The 15,207-nt window shown below is 48.5% G+C and carries 13 protein-coding genes and 1 riboswitch; of the genes, 5 read left to right on the top strand and 8 right to left on the bottom strand.

Going from position 1 to position 15,207, the window contains the following annotated elements:
* Nucleotides 1-77: 77 nt before the first annotated feature.
* The gene (locus FTX54_RS13300; RefSeq protein ID WP_147804504.1) at nt 78-878 is read right to left on the bottom strand and encodes an HAD family hydrolase; all 801 of its coding nucleotides are present in this window, start codon (nt 876-878) and stop codon (nt 78-80) included.
* A 172-nt stretch (nt 879-1,050) separates the two neighbouring features.
* On the opposite strand from FTX54_RS13300, the gene FTX54_RS13295 reads away from it, so the two are divergent.
* Entirely contained in the window at nt 1,051-2,685 is a 1,635-nt protein-coding gene (locus FTX54_RS13295) for an O-acetylhomoserine aminocarboxypropyltransferase/cysteine synthase family protein (RefSeq protein WP_147804505.1), read from the top strand.
* Between the two features lie 44 nt (nt 2,686-2,729).
* On the opposite strand, the gene FTX54_RS13290 is transcribed toward FTX54_RS13295, so the two are convergent.
* Complete coding sequence (locus tag FTX54_RS13290; protein ID WP_147804506.1) at nt 2,730-3,518, bottom strand: hypothetical protein; 789 nt, start codon at nt 3,516-3,518, stop codon at nt 2,730-2,732.
* 1,249 nt (nt 3,519-4,767) lie between these two features.
* The gene (locus FTX54_RS13285) at nt 4,768-6,039 is read right to left on the bottom strand and encodes an IS110 family transposase (RefSeq protein WP_338484666.1); all 1,272 of its coding nucleotides are present in this window, start codon (nt 6,037-6,039) and stop codon (nt 4,768-4,770) included.
* Between the two features lie 417 nt (nt 6,040-6,456).
* Here FTX54_RS13285 and mobA point away from each other — a divergent pair, with 417 nt between their 5' ends.
* Together mobA and ytkD are read left to right on the top strand one after the other, a co-directional pair.
* On the top strand, nt 6,457-7,074 hold the full coding sequence (mobA, locus tag FTX54_RS13280) for a molybdenum cofactor guanylyltransferase (protein WP_147805139.1): 618 nt from the start codon (nt 6,457-6,459) through the stop codon (nt 7,072-7,074).
* A 42-nt stretch (nt 7,075-7,116) separates the two neighbouring features.
* Nucleotides 7,117-7,593 carry an RNA deprotection pyrophosphohydrolase gene (ytkD, locus tag FTX54_RS13275; RefSeq protein WP_147805140.1) on the top strand — a complete coding sequence of 159 codons (477 nt, stop codon included), beginning with the start codon at nt 7,117-7,119 and terminating at the stop codon, nt 7,591-7,593.
* A gap of 140 nt (nt 7,594-7,733) precedes the next feature.
* On the opposite strand, the gene pckA is transcribed toward ytkD, so the two are convergent.
* Nucleotides 7,734-9,314 carry a phosphoenolpyruvate carboxykinase (ATP) gene (pckA, locus tag FTX54_RS13270; RefSeq protein WP_147805167.1) on the bottom strand — a complete coding sequence of 527 codons (1,581 nt, stop codon included), beginning with the start codon at nt 9,312-9,314 and terminating at the stop codon, nt 7,734-7,736.
* A 152-nt stretch (nt 9,315-9,466) separates the two neighbouring features.
* A riboswitch (SAM riboswitch) is annotated at nt 9,467-9,579 on the top strand.
* Nucleotides 9,580-9,735: 156 nt separating this feature from the next.
* Between pckA and metK the strand changes: the two genes are divergently transcribed.
* On the top strand, nt 9,736-10,947 hold the full coding sequence (metK, locus tag FTX54_RS13265) for a methionine adenosyltransferase (RefSeq protein WP_147805141.1): 1,212 nt from the start codon (nt 9,736-9,738) through the stop codon (nt 10,945-10,947).
* A 49-nt stretch (nt 10,948-10,996) separates the two neighbouring features.
* On the opposite strand, the gene FTX54_RS13260 is transcribed toward metK, so the two are convergent.
* Nucleotides 10,997-11,518 (bottom strand): gamma carbonic anhydrase family protein, encoded by a 522-nt coding sequence (locus tag FTX54_RS13260; RefSeq protein WP_147805168.1) that lies wholly within the window; start codon nt 11,516-11,518, stop codon nt 10,997-10,999.
* A 131-nt stretch (nt 11,519-11,649) separates the two neighbouring features.
* On the opposite strand from FTX54_RS13260, the gene FTX54_RS13255 reads away from it, so the two are divergent.
* Nucleotides 11,650-12,444, top strand: a complete 795-nt coding sequence (locus tag FTX54_RS13255; RefSeq protein ID WP_147805169.1) for an alpha/beta hydrolase — start codon at nt 11,650-11,652, stop codon at nt 12,442-12,444.
* A 57-nt stretch (nt 12,445-12,501) separates the two neighbouring features.
* On the opposite strand, the gene FTX54_RS13250 is transcribed toward FTX54_RS13255, so the two are convergent.
* From FTX54_RS13250 to ltaE, 3 genes are read right to left on the bottom strand one after another with little or no spacing between them, the layout of a single operon-like run.
* Complete coding sequence (locus tag FTX54_RS13250) at nt 12,502-13,065, bottom strand: tRNA (mnm(5)s(2)U34)-methyltransferase (RefSeq protein ID WP_147805142.1); 564 nt, start codon at nt 13,063-13,065, stop codon at nt 12,502-12,504.
* 3 nt (nt 13,066-13,068) lie between these two features.
* Entirely contained in the window at nt 13,069-14,019 is a 951-nt protein-coding gene (locus FTX54_RS13245) for a TIGR01212 family radical SAM protein (RefSeq protein WP_147805143.1), read from the bottom strand.
* Entirely contained in the window at nt 14,016-15,047 is a 1,032-nt protein-coding gene (gene ltaE / locus FTX54_RS13240; protein WP_147805144.1) for a low-specificity L-threonine aldolase, read from the bottom strand. Before ltaE ends, FTX54_RS13245 begins: the two co-directional genes overlap by 4 nt.
* Between the last annotated feature and the right edge of the window lie 160 nt (nt 15,048-15,207).

The following is a 15,207-nucleotide window of genomic DNA, read 5'->3' as shown; positions in this document are numbered from 1 at the left end:
GAAAGCGTCCGCCTGTAATGGAAATCATCCTGCTAATTCACTAAACGATTCCGATTTTTCAAAGAAAGCTCCCCTCGTCATCTGCTTTTGTTCTGTTCATTTGGAATAAGCGGGAGGAGGGCGTGCAGATCCTTAATAGTGTGATCGGCCTCGATCCCGGAGTCTTTCTCTTTGCCGAAGCGGTTCAGCCAGACCGACGTAATACCGGCCCGGTTTGCTCCTAAAATATCCGTTTTTGGGTTATCGCCGACCATCCACGTATTTTTTCTTTCTGCTTTGCTCACATCCAGCGCATATTCAAAGATCTCAGCATCCGGTTTGCCTTTCCCAAAAGCTCCGGAAATAATGACATGATCAAAATAGGGGGTGATTTCCGGTGTGATAGTTAATTTTGTCTGCTGCAGCTGGGGAGAGCCGTTGGTGAGCAGAACGAGAACAGCTCTGTCTTGAAGCTCAGCAAGTACTTCGAGAGCATCTTCAAACAGGACAGGAGCTTTTTTCCTTTCCTCTATGAAACGCGCGGCGAGCGTTTCAGCAGCTTTATGGTCATCGATTCCAAGAGCAAGCAGTCCGTCGTTCCATGCATGGAGCTGGTATTCCTTAATGATAACAGCTAGTTCGGCAAAGCCTTCTTCTTCATCTTCAAAAGCTCCCCACAGACCTTCAAAAGGGTTAATGCCGATCTTCTGGGTGAACTCGTAGGTTTCGTAGGAGGAATAACGTTTCTTCGCTGCACTGCGGACAGCTTTTTCCAGCCTGTCGGCCTCAATTCCGTATGTATCGGCTGCAAAAGCACATGTCCGGTCAAAAGCCAGCTGAATGCTTTTAGCATCCCATAGAATTGTGTCGTCCAGGTCAAAAAATACAGCAGGTTTCATGATCCATACTCCCTTCTTTGCATAGCATTCTTTCATAGTGTAAAGTAATTAAAATTTTCTGTAAACCGAGTATCAAGAGCTGATTCACAGGAATTTTCCTGGAAAGCAGGATTTATGAAAAAAGAAAGAGAAGTTAGAAAAGTCAGTAAACAAAATAGGAGGGACTTTTAATATGGCAAAACGAATCGATGAACAAGGTCTATTAACGCAGCTGCTTCACGCAGGGCAGGTGCCTGATCCGACGACCGGAGCCCGGGCTGTTCCCATTTATCAGACTACATCCTACGTGTTTGAAGATGCGGATCACGCGGAACGGCTGTTTTCTCTGCAGCAGCCGGGGAACATTTACAGCCGTATTATGAATCCGACAGTGGATGCATTTGAAAAGCGCGTCGCTATTCTCGAAGACGGTGTAGGGGCTCTCGGGACAGCTTCAGGGATGGCTGCCATAACGATGACTATTATGAATATTGCTCACAGCGGTGATCATATCGTAGCTGCTTCTCATTTATATGGAGGAACGTACAATTTATTTTCGATTACGCTTCCGAAATACGGCATTGATGTCTCCTTCGTTGATATTACGGATCCACAGGCTGTTGCCGATGCGATTAAGCCGAATACAAAGGCTGTGTTCGGGGAGACGATCGGAAATCCCGGACTGAATGTGCTGGATTTCCATACTATATCCGACGTTGCCCACGAAGCGGATATTCCGTTAATTGTGGACAATACATTTGGGACTCCGGCAGTGTGCCGGCCGCTGCAGCACGGAGCGGACATTGTTATTCACTCCGCTACAAAATGGATCGGCGGACACGGCACCACTATCGGAGGAGTGGTCGTGGACGGAGGCAGATTTATTTGGACGAAAGATAAATTTCCTCATTTTCATGAACCGGATCCGAGCTATAATGGGCTTGTTTACAATGACCTCGGCGATATGGCATTTATTTTAAAACTGCGTGTCCAGCTTCTGCGTGATCTCGGTGCTTCCTTAAGTCCACAGAATGCTTTTTATCTTCTGCAGGGGCTGGAAACGCTGTCTCTGCGGATGCACCGGCACCAGCAGAATGCTCTGGCTCTTGCCAAAAGACTGCAGGAGCATCCGGCTGTCAATTGGGTAAAATATCCTGGTTTAGAGGCGCATCCTTCCCATGAGCTTGCTGTTCAGTATTTGGACGGCGGATACGGCGGAATAGTTAACTTCGGTATCGATGGGGGAGTTGAAGCGGGAAGAGAACTGATTAAACACGTTCACCTCTGGTCGCACGTTGCCAATGTCGGCGATGCAAAAAGTCTTATCATTCATCCTGCTTCCACGACCCACCTGCAGCTTAACGAAGAGCAGCAGACAACTTCCGGTGTTACTCCGGATCTTGTGAGATTGTCCGTCGGTCTGGAAGATTTGGAGGATTTGTATGCGGATCTTGAAAATGCTTTAGCTCATGCGACAGGGAAACAGGGCGTGCGCGCTGATAAAGATTTCTATAAGGAAGCCGAAAAAGCAGCTGTCGTCCATACGGAAGAAGGTCCGAGAAGAAAGCAGCTTGTTACGCTGTCGGAAACGGCCCAGTATACAAAGAAATGGAACAGGATCGGCTACCGGGTGATGCATGCAGCGACTCCGGAAGCTTTAGAGGCTCTAAGCGAAGAAACGATCGATTATGTCTTTGCTCCGCAGGGGTCAGAACAGCTACTTGAAGAAGCTGTCCGCAGGCTCCAGCCCTATGGTGTTATTCACCGCGGTGATCCGGAAATTACAGCCAGAATACCTGCTGAAACAGTATCTGTCACCGACAAATAATCAAAAAAACCTTGTGCTCCGGTTTCCCGGGTGCACAAGGTTTTTTAGTTGGACTCCCCTTCGATAAATTCAGGGTTTTCTTCTGAAATATAATTGAATACGCGCTGTTCGATTTCAAAATAGAGCTGATTCCACTCAGTAGTCGACTGAGGATTAACATCGTACTCTTCAGCTGCCTCATCCTGAATAGAGTGCCATATATAAGAAAGGGCAAACTGAAACTCGAGCTGCTGTCGGCTGAGTTCAGGATCCTCCTGCTCAAGTTCATCGATAAAGATACGGACTTCTGCATCCTGATCGAGAGCCTGGGACTGTTCTTCTTCAGCGAACTGCATAAACTCCGACTGGTCATACGTAAAGTCGTAATTTTCTTCTGCGAAATTTTTCCACCCGTTCATTTCGATGGCTACATACTCTGCTGCTGAAGCCGATTCGCCTTCTTCTACTACGCTTTCTTCTGTTTCCTGCTGGTAAAGCGTGAAAAGCAGTGCGTGATCTTCGAAAGCTTCTCTGCTGAAAGAATCATTCTCATCGGGAGTAAACTCTTCCAGAGCCTCTCTCGTGCTTTCTCTGTATTCTTCCTCGGTATCTGCTTCTACATTTTCCATAAGGTCTTCTTCACTGCCTTCTATATCGATCGAGCTGTCTGATCCGGATGCGGGGTCTGCTCCAGCTGTTTCATCCGTTTCCGGACTCGTTTCCGAAGCTTCCGTATTATCTATATCTTCAGTTTGGATGACCTGTTCTTCACTATCCATCACGAACAGGAGAATAGAAAGAATGATTAAAATCAGAGCCCCGGCACCAAGTATAATTAATTTATTTCTGGGCATGATGTCACCTCTTCTTTGTCTGATGGACATACTCAGGGTATTATAGCATGGAAAAATAGCTGTCGGGAGACTAATGTCGAAAAATGTAGAGCCGGATGGATTAATGAGACTTTTCTTTACTAACAGGGCTCTAATTCCCAGTTTTAAGAGGGAGGCTGCTGAGAAACAAAGCGAAGCAGCTGAACAAAGGAGGTTCCAATTGAAAAGGAAGCAGCAGCCCGGGTATTCCTTTTTGAATTGCCTGCTTTACCTTTATATTGCCGAAAAATAAATAAAGAAAACAAAAAGATTACGGAAAGACTTTTTTATACTTACATCATTGGCGCTGCTTTTGGGAGATATTGATTATCTGCAGAAGGAAAAGGGAAAAGTTTCATTATAAAAAAGAGAAAAGCAAGGAAACATTACCGCTTCGTTTTTGTGAATGATAGTAAGAGAAGGTCCTCCTTACATTGATAGACATTCGATTCAGTAAGTCTGCCTTGAAAATAAAGTATAGAAGCAATAAAAGTGCGCTTTCGTTTCCATGGGGCGCTTTCCGTGCGGGAAGGCCTCAGCTAATCCCGTCTTCCCTGCGGTCGGCCGGGTGGTGCTCGACCTTCATCGCCCTGGAGCCGCCCCATGCCCACGACAGCTTATGGTAAAAAGACAGAGCAGGAGCTGCCTTCTAAATAAAGAAGCCCCCTTCTGACCTCCTTCCGTCTGTATAGAGGATAAATTCCCTTTCTATTCTATAGAAGGCCATTTTCATGCCTCATGGTGCAGCAATCCTGCATGAGTGTCTCTGTTAAAGCTCCGTGTTGCTTTTGGAGTGCCTGCGCCTGCCGAGTTGAAGCGAAGTTTTCTACATGTATCAACCACAGACTCCCTCGGTAAGATAGGTTTATCTCTCAAATACTCGCTCATTCGCAGGATGTTCCCCCTTTTCGATCGCACCTGACGGATAGATCAACGAAAGAAACGGAAGAGGAGGCGCTCCAAGACAGGCGGAAAGAAAGGAGGTCGCGAAAACTCCATTTTTTACCATATCCTGCACGTCTTCTCCACGCGGTCCCTGGAGGCTTTTCCTCCCATGTCTCAACGGGTCCATGCCCTCTCATTCCTTTGTCATGCCTGGCCAGGGGGTGGAGGCCGGTTTTGCTTTAACGACGGGTCCGGGCCCTTTGGTTTGTGGTATCCGGTCCTCCGTGCTTTCTTTTTCATCCTGCGAATAAGCCATGATTCGATGAGCCGACGGGACGATCACCCCCTAGACAGCAGACGGAAGTGGTCGGACTTTCTCTGAACAGTAGGGTTCTCCCCCTCTGGCGAGGGCCACGAGGATTCGTGCCAGCTTGCCCATCAGTTTCATGACCGACTTCATCTTTTTCATCTTTTTGCCCTGCACATTGACGTGGTGGAGGTGCCGGAAATCCGCGTTGTTTTTGATCAGGCTCAGCGTGGCCAGGTATAAACAGCGCCTCAGCCGGGACCTTCCGCGTTTGGAGAGGACCACTTGTCCTTTCCATTTGCCGGAGCTCGCTTCGGCCAGGTGCAGGCCGGCATGACGTAAGAGCGCATTACCATGGGCAAAACCACGAATATCACCGGCTTCCCCCAGAATCCCCGCCAGGGAGAGATCGCTGATCCCATCGATGGCAAGGAAGGAGTGGCGGTAGGTCACGTGCTCCAGGGTGGCAGCCACCTCGTGTTCCACCCGTTCCAGCTGGGCCGTGACCAGGTCCCATTCTTCGAGCAGCTGGTCCAGGTGCAGGAGATACGCCTCCGGCGCCTGCGTGCTTCCCACGGACCGTTTCGCCACCGCAAGCAGCGTTTCCGCTTTCCGGTGGCCGGCGTGACGTTTCATCCCTGTTTTCCATCCGTGGATCACGTCCGCCACGTCCAGCTCCCGCAGTTGTTTCGGCATGGGGAACAGCCGCAGGGTAGCGATGGCCCCTTTGCTTTGGAGATCCTGAAAGACCTCCCGGAGTTCCGGGAAGACAATATCGACCCAGCGGTGCAGCTGATTGATGGTCGCAACGCGCCGTTTCACGAGCACCTCCCGGTTGGCCATGAGCACCCGGAGCGAGTCGAACGTTTCCGACGTGGGATGGATCTGGCTGTAATAGCCGTTTTTAACCATGTCGGCAATCACGAGGGCGTCTTTGGCATCGCTTTTGGACTGGGTATGATCCCGGTTTTCTTTATTCTTTTTGACCAGGTGGGGATTAACGGTGACAACATCGATCTGCCGGCCCTTCAGCCAGGCGGTCAGGTTCAGCCAGTAATGGCCGGTCGGCTCCATCCCGACGATTTCGGTCGTACAGCCGCTCGCTTCCTTCCACGCAGCGATCCTGTCGAGAAGCCGGGTAAACCCTTCCTCGTTGTTTTCAAAAGCCAACGGCTTACCAAAGGCGATGCCCCGGTAATTGACAGCACGTGCCACGTGGTGATGCTGGGCAATATCCACCCCGATAATCAGGTGGCTGGAAGAAATACGGGCAATCCGTTGATTTTGTTGGTCCTGCATTTTAAACTTCATAGTAAGGTCCCTCCTCAAGGTTTGGAATAGTAGAGTCGTGTCTCTATTCTTATCTTAGCGAGGGGCCCCTGTTTTTTCAAAGTGGAAATTAACACTCTACAGGAATGCTTTAACACATCTTTCAGTAATACAAGCGCAGGAGCATAGACGTCTGAGATAGCCGCAAAGTTTCTCCCGGATATAAGGAAGTCCGAAAGCTGTCTCCGCTGCATGGGTGAAGAGCCCAGGTTTCCTTCTCCTCTTAAATCAACAATTTTCCATAACAGAGCCAAAGTCTTTGAAAGAATACATTTGAGGGCATAAAATAAGTCTTACAGTACGATAGCAGCTGTACGGGCAACTAAGAGTTTTCTGCTTGAAATAGGAAAGATTCATTAGAATCCGTTATTAAATTTCGCTGAAAAGGAGTTTTTACATATGATCTCTCAGCACAGCGTAACAGCCGGTATCGTACTTGCAGGAGGAAAGTCGAGCCGTATGGGGGAAAACAAAGCCCTGCTGCCGATTTCCGGAAAAACGGCTCTGGAGCACGCTCTCGCAGCTGTAGAAACTGTGTCAGATAAATCAGCAGTCATAACGAACGAACCGGAGTCGTTGTCTTTTCTGAAGATCCCTGTTATTGAAGACCTTCATCCTTACGAAGGACCGATGGCTGGTATGGAAGCAGCGATGACTTCTGTCTCAGCCGAGTGGTACATTTTCACAGCCTGTGATATGCCCCTGATCCATCCGGATGTGATACGTCTAATTAAGAGAAAAACCGGAACCGAAAATGTACAGGCGGTTATTCCGATGGTTGACGGCCGCCTTCAGCCTCTGCTTGCTGGCTATCATCAAAGCTGCCTGCCTCTTATCAAGGAGTGTCTCCAGTTGGAGAAGCGTTCCATTAATAGTTTAATCGAAAAGATAAATTTTGACATCATTACATATCACGATATGATAGAGGCAGGAATTTCTCAGGATAATATCCAGCTGTCTTTTTATAACATGAATAACCGCCAGGAATATGAATGGATTATAAACCGCTATTCATAGGCCGGAAAGAGGCAGCGACGCCGCAATACGGAGGGGACAGTGATGGAAGAACAAATATTTCAGGATTTTTATCATAATCAGGTTCGTTTTTCAACGCAGGATCATCCTTATTCTTCAGAGCCAAAACATGTATGGGTGATATGCAGGTACGAGGATAAATGGCTTTTGACAAAGCATCCTTCCCGCGGAATTGAATTTCCCGGCGGAAAGGTGGAAGAAGGAGAGACAGCAGAGGAAGCTGCGATAAGGGAAGTGGCAGAAGAAACCGGTGGCGTAGTGCGTGTAATAACCTATATTGGCCAGTATCATGTTTCCGGAAAATCAGAAACGGTCATTAAAAACGTTTATTTCGCAGAAATAGACAGGCTTGAGAAAAAAGATTCCTATCATGAAACGAAAGGGCCGAAATTGTTGAAATCTCTGCCCGACTCGCTGCGGTTTGATGGGAAATTCAGTTTCATGATGAAAGATGAAGTCCTTCCTCTCAGCATGGAGATAATTAAAGGGAAGCGGAATTAAGTATATTAAGGATCGAAGTATGCTGGTGAAATGATAGGACTCTCTTATTTGATCTGTAAAATCATTTAAAAAGCGGCGGTTCCGGATAATTCCGGAACCGCCGCTCATATTTTGCTGACAATTCTTCAGGGTCAATGAACCTATAAAACTGGTCCCCCGCGGAGGATTTCAGAAGTGACATTTTTAAAACGTGTAAAGTTCGCATGAAACTTATCAGCAAGCGCCGAGGCGGCAGCTTCGTATTCACTGATATTATCCCACATGAGCCGCGGCTGAAGTACTTCCGGCGGGACATTCGGACAGGTGGCCGGAATTTCAAGGCCGAAAGCTGCATCGGTAATAGAAGAAGTATGTTTTAAATCTCCATTTATTGCTGCTCGGACCATCGCTCTTGTGAAACGGAGATCCATACGGGATCCGGTTCCATAGGCTCCGCCGGTCCAGCCGGTATTTACGAGGTATACTTCCGCCTCATGCTGGTCGATCTTTTCTCCGAGCATTTTGGCGTAAATGGAAGGATCCCTCGGCAGGAAAGGAGCCCCAAAACAAGGGGAGAAAACGGGCTGGGGTTCCGTTACGCCGCGTTCTGTTCCGGCAAGCTTGCTCGTGTAGCCCGAAAGGAAATGATACATCGCCTGCGAACGATTCAGGCGGCTGATCGGCGGAAGAACACCAGTGGCATCCGCAGTCAGAAACAAAATCACTTCCGGATGTCCCGCAGTGCTCGGCAGTTTTGCCGACGGGACAGCTGTAAGCGGATAAGCAGCCCGGGTGTTTTCTGTCAGGGAAGCGCTCTCATAATCGGGAGTACGGTTTTCCTTCAGCTTCACGTTCTCAAGAACCGTTCCGAATCGGACAGCATGAAATATTTCCGGTTCCTTATCGGGGTGGAGCCCGATACATTTTGCGTAGCATCCGCCTTCAAAATTAAATACGCCATCTTTTGACCATCCATGCTCATCATCACCGATAAGCATCCGGTCATCGGTAGCTGAAAGTGTCGTTTTTCCTGTCCCGGAGAGCCCGAAAAAGAGAGCTGTATTACCATCTTTATCTGCATTGGCTGAGCAGTGCATGGGGAGCACGTCCATGGAAGGAAGCAGGTAGTTCATAATGGAGAAGATCGCTTTTTTCATTTCGCCGGCATAAGCAGTACCTCCGATAAGGATGGTGCGTTTTTCGAAGGAAATAATGACAAACGCTTCAGAACGTGTGCCGTCACGTTCCGGATCAGCTTTAAAACCTGGTGCCGACAAAATCGTAAAGGGATCCAAAGCGGCTTCTCCTTCTATTTCTTCGGGACGCAGAAAAAGTTGATGAGCAAAAAGCTGATGCCACGCATATTCATTAATAATGTCAACAGGAAGCCTCCAGCGGCTGTCGGCTCCGGCAAAAGCTTTACGATAAAAAACGGCAGGCTGTTCGGCGAGGTAGGCCATTACTTTCTGTTCCAGGCGATCAAAAATATCCGGCGGGATAGGCTGATTAACGGCACCCCAGTCTATCTCGTTTGTTATGGAATCTTCGTCTACAATAAAACGGTCTTTCGGGGAGCGGCCCGTGTAATCTCCGGTTACTGCCCTGAACGCACCGTCGCTCGTCAACGTTCCTTCGTGCCGGTTTAAGGCTGTTTCCACAAGCTGCGGCACGGTAAGCTGCCGGTGGATATTAGACTGTTTCAAAAGGTTCTCAATCTGCAGATGATCGTGTAACATGCTCATCATACTCCCCGCCTTCTTTAATTAGTATGTCATATATATAATTTATAACATACTATATACGGAAATCAAGAGCATTGTAAAAAGTCTTACATGTAAAAAGTTAAAATGTTGACAGTGGAAGGAATATTCGATATGCTTCACAAAAGCGGATACTCTTATCCCGAGCTGGCGGAGGGACAGGCCCTGAGAAGCCCGGCAACCATCATTTGTTTTCCAGAGATGAACGGTGCCAACCTGCAAGACATTTCGTCTTGACCGATAAGAGGTGAAAGGAAGCGAACAAAACCTTTTCCTCTCGGGAAAAGGTTTTTTATTGCTGTCAAAAGTGAAAAAGTCACGGCAGCAGAAAAAAGTTACCACCATCTTAAAGGATATGGATGGGGAATGAGTTCCGTAATTTCGTAAGAGGAGGAGTTCCAGTATGGCAGGCAGAACTCGATTATTTACATCTGAATCCGTAACAGAAGGACATCCGGATAAAATTTGCGATCAAATATCAGATTCTATTCTGGATGAAATTATGAAGAGCGACCCGAATGCGCGCGTCGCATGTGAAACATCGGTGAACACAGGGCTTGTACTGGTGGCCGGTGAGATTTCAACGTCCACCTATGTTGATATTCCCAAAGTCGTACGTGAGACGCTGAAAGATATCGGCTACGTACGTGCAAAATATGGATTTGACTATGAAACCTGTGCCGTATTAACGTCTATTGATGAGCAGTCAGCTGATATTGCCCAGGGCGTGGATCATGCACTGGAAGCACGGGAAGGCAATATGTCTGATGAAGAAATTGATGCTATCGGAGCAGGGGATCAGGGTCTGATGTTTGGCTACGCTGACAATCAGACGAAAGAACTGATGCCTCTGCCAATTTCCCTTTCTCATAAACTGGCCCGCCGCTTAATGGAAGTCCGAAAAGACGGCACTGTGGATTATCTTCGTCCGGACGGAAAAGTTCAAGTGACGGTGGAGTATGATGAGAATCAGAATCCCGTACGTGTGGATACGATTGTTATTTCCACGCAGCACCATCCGGAAGTGGAACTGGAGCAGATAAAGCAGGATATGAAAGAGCAGGTTATCGGCCCGGTCGTGCCGGCAGAGTTTCTTGATGAGCAGACGAAATATTTCATCAATCCGACCGGACGGTTTGTTATCGGCGGACCGCAGGGAGATGCGGGACTTACCGGACGTAAAATAATCGTGGATACTTATGGAGGGTATGCCCGTCACGGAGGCGGAGCATTTTCCGGTAAAGATGCGACGAAAGTGGATCGTTCGGCAGCTTATGCAGCCCGTTATGTTGCAAAGAATATTGTAGCATCCGGTCTTGCTGAACGCTGTGAAGTACAGCTGGCTTATGCGATTGGTGTGGCACAGCCGGTATCGATTGCGATTGATACATTCGAAACCGGAAAAGTAAGTGAAGAGGTATTTGTCCAGGTCGTGCGAAATAACTTTGATCTGCGTCCGGCAGGTATTATAAAAATGCTTGATCTGCGTCGGCCGATTTATAAACAGACGGCAGCGTACGGACACTTCGGCCGTACAGACATTGATCTTCCATGGGAAAAAACAGATAAAGCAGAAACGCTTAAAGCTGAAGCTCTGCAGATAACAGGAAAATAAAAACTCCCCGTACTACGGAACTTCCTCCGTAATGCGGGGAGTTTTTTAGTTACTGCTGCGACTGCTGCATCTGCTTGTAGTACCGGCCTTTATCGACATAGCTCTGACGGATGCGCTTCAGCTCCGCAAAATCTTTATCAGTTAAGTCCCGGACGACTCGTGCCGGCCGGCCGAGAGCGAGAACCTTAGGGGGAATAACGGTTCCGGGAGTGACGAGGCTTCCGGCGCCAATGAAGGCAGATTCGCCGATCTCTGCTCCATCGAGCACAGTGGATCCCATTCCTATTAACGCTCCTTTACCTATCGTACAGCTGTGGAGCATACATTGATGGCCTACGGTTACACCTTCTTTAATATGAAGAGGCATTCCGGGGCTCTGGTGAAGCAGGCTCTGATCCTGGATATTAACGTCTTTTTCAATAATCGTTGGGGCCACATCCCCGCGGACAACGGTATGGTACCAGATACTGACGTTGGCATGAATCTCCACGTCCCCGGTTACAACAGCATTTTCCGCCACGTAGGCAGAATCATCGATCTTTGGTTCTTTTCCTTCATATGGATAACGAATCACGGCAGACTCCTCCTTAAGCTTTCTTCTCATTTTACAAAAGTTCGAGGCGAAATGCGAATTGAGGAAGCGGAATTTCTTGACGAAGCAGCCGGAAAAAGTAGATGATAAAAAGAAAAGAGGTGAGGCAGATGTGGAAGTGGGAAGCAGCAGGGAAGCCGAAAGCAACAGTGGTTATTGTCCACGGGGCAGGGGAATATCATGCCCGCTATGAGTGGGTGATTGAAGAGATGAGACACATGAATTTTCACGTTTTCATGGGCGATCTGCCTGGTCAGGGTACAACGGAGGGGGCCCGCGGGCACGTCGATTCATTCAAAGAATATGTACATAAGGTGAGGGAATGGCTTAACGAAGCGGGCGAAGAAAAACTGCCGCTTATTCTCTTCGGTCACAGCATGGGGGGATTAATATCGGTTACAACGCTGCAGCATCTTCATGCGGAAGAGCTGCCGGACATGGTCGTGCTGTCTTCGCCCTGTTTTGGTCTTGTCAATGTCCAGCCGTGGATCAAGCGTTCCTCCGCCCGCGTATTAAACCGGGTGGCACCGAGAACGATGTTTCCAAATGGGCTTGAACCGGGAACAGGCACGCGCGATCCGTTCATGAGGACTAGAGACGCGGAAGATCCTCTGCTCGTAAAGCGGGTGAGTGCCCGCTGGTACAATGAGCTGACCACCCATATGTACCGTGCTCATAAACAGATTAAGCGGACTCCAAACATTCCATTTTATGTGATGCAGGGCGGAGAAGATAAAATTGTAGACAAATACGCGGTGAAAGCATGGTTTAACGCTCTGGATGTTGATGAGAAAGCGTACAAAGAGTGGCCGGGTCTTTACCATGAAGTGCTGAATGAACCGGAAAGAGAACAGGTGCTGGCTCACATGGCAGGCTTCATTACGACCCAGCTGGTCCTTAAATAAACCCTGTCTGAAGCAGGAAGAAAGCGGAGTTTCCTATAATCAGCACCAATAAATGCTTTACCAGACCTGTCTTTTTTCTGCTGCAATAATAAACGGCGGTGAATTCCGCTGGTTTATAAACTGGTAGCGGAGCACGCGGAACTGGTCCTGCGGAAGAGTTTCCATAAAGGGGAGCAGCTCTGCTTTTTCTAAGGCCCCTTCTTGATGTCCATGATAGACGACGAGAACAATCCTGCCTCCGGGCTTCAGTTTTTCGAGCAGCCCGGACACGGCTTTGATCGTCGTAGCAGAAGACGTCGTTACGCTTTTGTCGCTTCCGGGCAGGTAGCCCAAGTTAAATACAGCCGCATCGATGGCAGCTTCCTTTATATAGGAAGCTGCATTTTCATGTCCATCCTGAATGACGTGAGCGTGGAGGTCCGCTTCTTCGAGCCTTTTTTTCGTTTTTTCAATGGCAGCTTCCTGAATATCAAAAGCATAGACGCTGCCTGAATCTCCGGTGCAGCGCGCGAGAAACAGCGTGTCATGGCCGTTTCCAGCAGTAGCGTCCACGGCGGTTCCGCCTGGAGGAATCACTTCTTTTAGAAGCGTTCGTGTATAGTCAAGTATGTCGGAAAGCATCTTTTACATCCTTTCTTTTTCAGTGGAATAGTATTTCCCCTGCCAGCTGCCGCGGCGCTTCATTTCTTCATCAATGCCGTTTAAAGCATTCCATTTATGCGAGCTCCACATCGGCCCGATCAGCAGTTCTGCCGGCCCGTCACCGGTTAGACGGTGGATCGACATTTCCGGTGGAAGAATTTCCAGCTGATCACAGACAATGTGGATATAATCGTCAAGTTTCATCAGATCGACAAGTCCTTTTTCATACTGTTTTACCATCGCCGTTTTTTTCAACAGGTGAAGCAGGTGTATTTTTATTCCCTGGACATCAAGCCGGGCGACCTGCTTCGCCGTTTCCAGCATCATTTCCTCATCTTCAAGCGGCAGGCCATTTATGATGTGGCTGCAGACGCGGATATTGTGACGGCGGAGCTTTTTTACTCCCGCTTCATAGCAGGCAAAATCGTGGGCACGGTTAATTATTTCTCCAGTTTTATCATGAGCGGACTGCAGGCCGAGCTCCACCCAGAGGTAGGTGCGTTCGTTCAGTTCAGCGAGATATTCGACTACGTCATCGGGCAGGCAGTCGGGGCGGGTTGCTATGGAAAGACCTACCACACCTTCCTGCTTTAAAATAACTTCGAATTTTTCTCTAAGCTCATCCACCGGAGCATACGTGTTTGTGTAGGCCTGAAAATAACCGATATATTTTGCGTGTTTCCATTTCTTCTGCATACCGGTCTTCACGTTGTGAAACTGGGTGACGAGGTCATCTGCGCGTTTTCCTGCGAAATCTCCGGATCCGCGGACACTGCAGAATGTGCAGCCTCCATGAGCGACAGTTCCGTCGCGGTTCGGGCAGTCAAATCCTCCGTCGATCGGAATTTTCATAACTTTTTCACCGAAATGATCTTTCAGCTGTTTGTTCCACGTATAGTAGCGCTTATCACCGAAAAAAGAAGGGTAGTTCATCCATTTTCCTCCTGAAGTTTTTGGAGCGTCGAGATCACTTCGTTAATATCGGTGCGGCTGACATCGGCATTTGTCGTAAAGCGCAGTGCCTGCGGCTTATATTGGATAATTGCTGTTCCGTGTTCACTAAGCGTACGGACCCATTCTGCAGCGGAGCGGCTGGACGTGTCGGTATCTGCTACGATGATATTAGTTTCAACTTCATGGCGGATCGTGAGGTCGGTATAGGAATGAATAGCTTCAGCCAGCATTTCAGCGTGTTCATGATCCTCCTTAAGTCTGTTCCGCCGGTGCTGTAATGCATAAAGACCCGGAGCCGCAATTACACCGGCCTGCCTCATGCCTCCTCCGAGCATTTTCCGCTTCCTGCGAGCTGTATGAATAAATTTTTCAGTGCCTGCAAGCATGGAACCAACAGGTGCTCCAAGCCCTTTGGAAAGGCAGAACTGAACACTGTCCACGTTGCGGGCAATCTCTTTTACGTCGACTCCCAGGGAAGATGCAGCGTTAAAAATACGGGCGCCGTCCATATGAACAGGGATATGATGCTCATCCGCAATACGGCGGACCTCCTGTAAATAAGTGATTGGGAGTACGGTGCCTCCGCCCCGGTTGTGTGTATTTTCGAGCCAGATAAGCCCTGTTTCCGGATAATGGACATCTTCAGGCCGAATGGCATTTTTAATCGTCTCAAGGTTCATCTGCCCGTGTTGATGAGGGAGCGTTCTTGATTGAAGGCCGGCAAAGGCAGATATAGCAGCGCCTTCATATACAAAAACGTGGGCTTCTTCATCCATGATCACTTCCTGTCCTGGAACCGCATGAGTGAGAAGGGCAGCCTGATTTCCCTGGGTACCGCTCGTCGTGAAGAGGGCTGCCTCCTTGCCGAGCAGTTCGGCTGCATAAGCCTCCAGTTTATTGACTGTCGGATCTTCTCTAAAGACATCATCGCCGACCTCAGCTTCAGCCATAAGACGGCGCATTGTGTCATCCGGTTTGGTAACGGTATCGCTTCGTAAATCAATCATCAGTATCAACCTTTCCTTCAGTATAAATTTGTTTGTTTATGTCATTTTTAAAATAAAGCTGTGTTAAAGCTGTTGTTGATAAATATAGAAAACTCCGCTTCGATCTGCCGATGGAAGCTTTCCGGAGGGGACGGAATTAGCTGAGGCCGGCCCTGCGCCC

The sequence above is a fragment of the Alkalicoccus halolimnae genome (assembly GCF_008014775.2).
Lineage (GTDB): Bacteria > Bacillota > Bacilli > Bacillales > Salisediminibacteriaceae > Alkalicoccus > Alkalicoccus halolimnae.
Note: the sequence above shows the minus strand (reverse complement) of the source record. Positions and strands in the feature narration are given on the sequence as shown.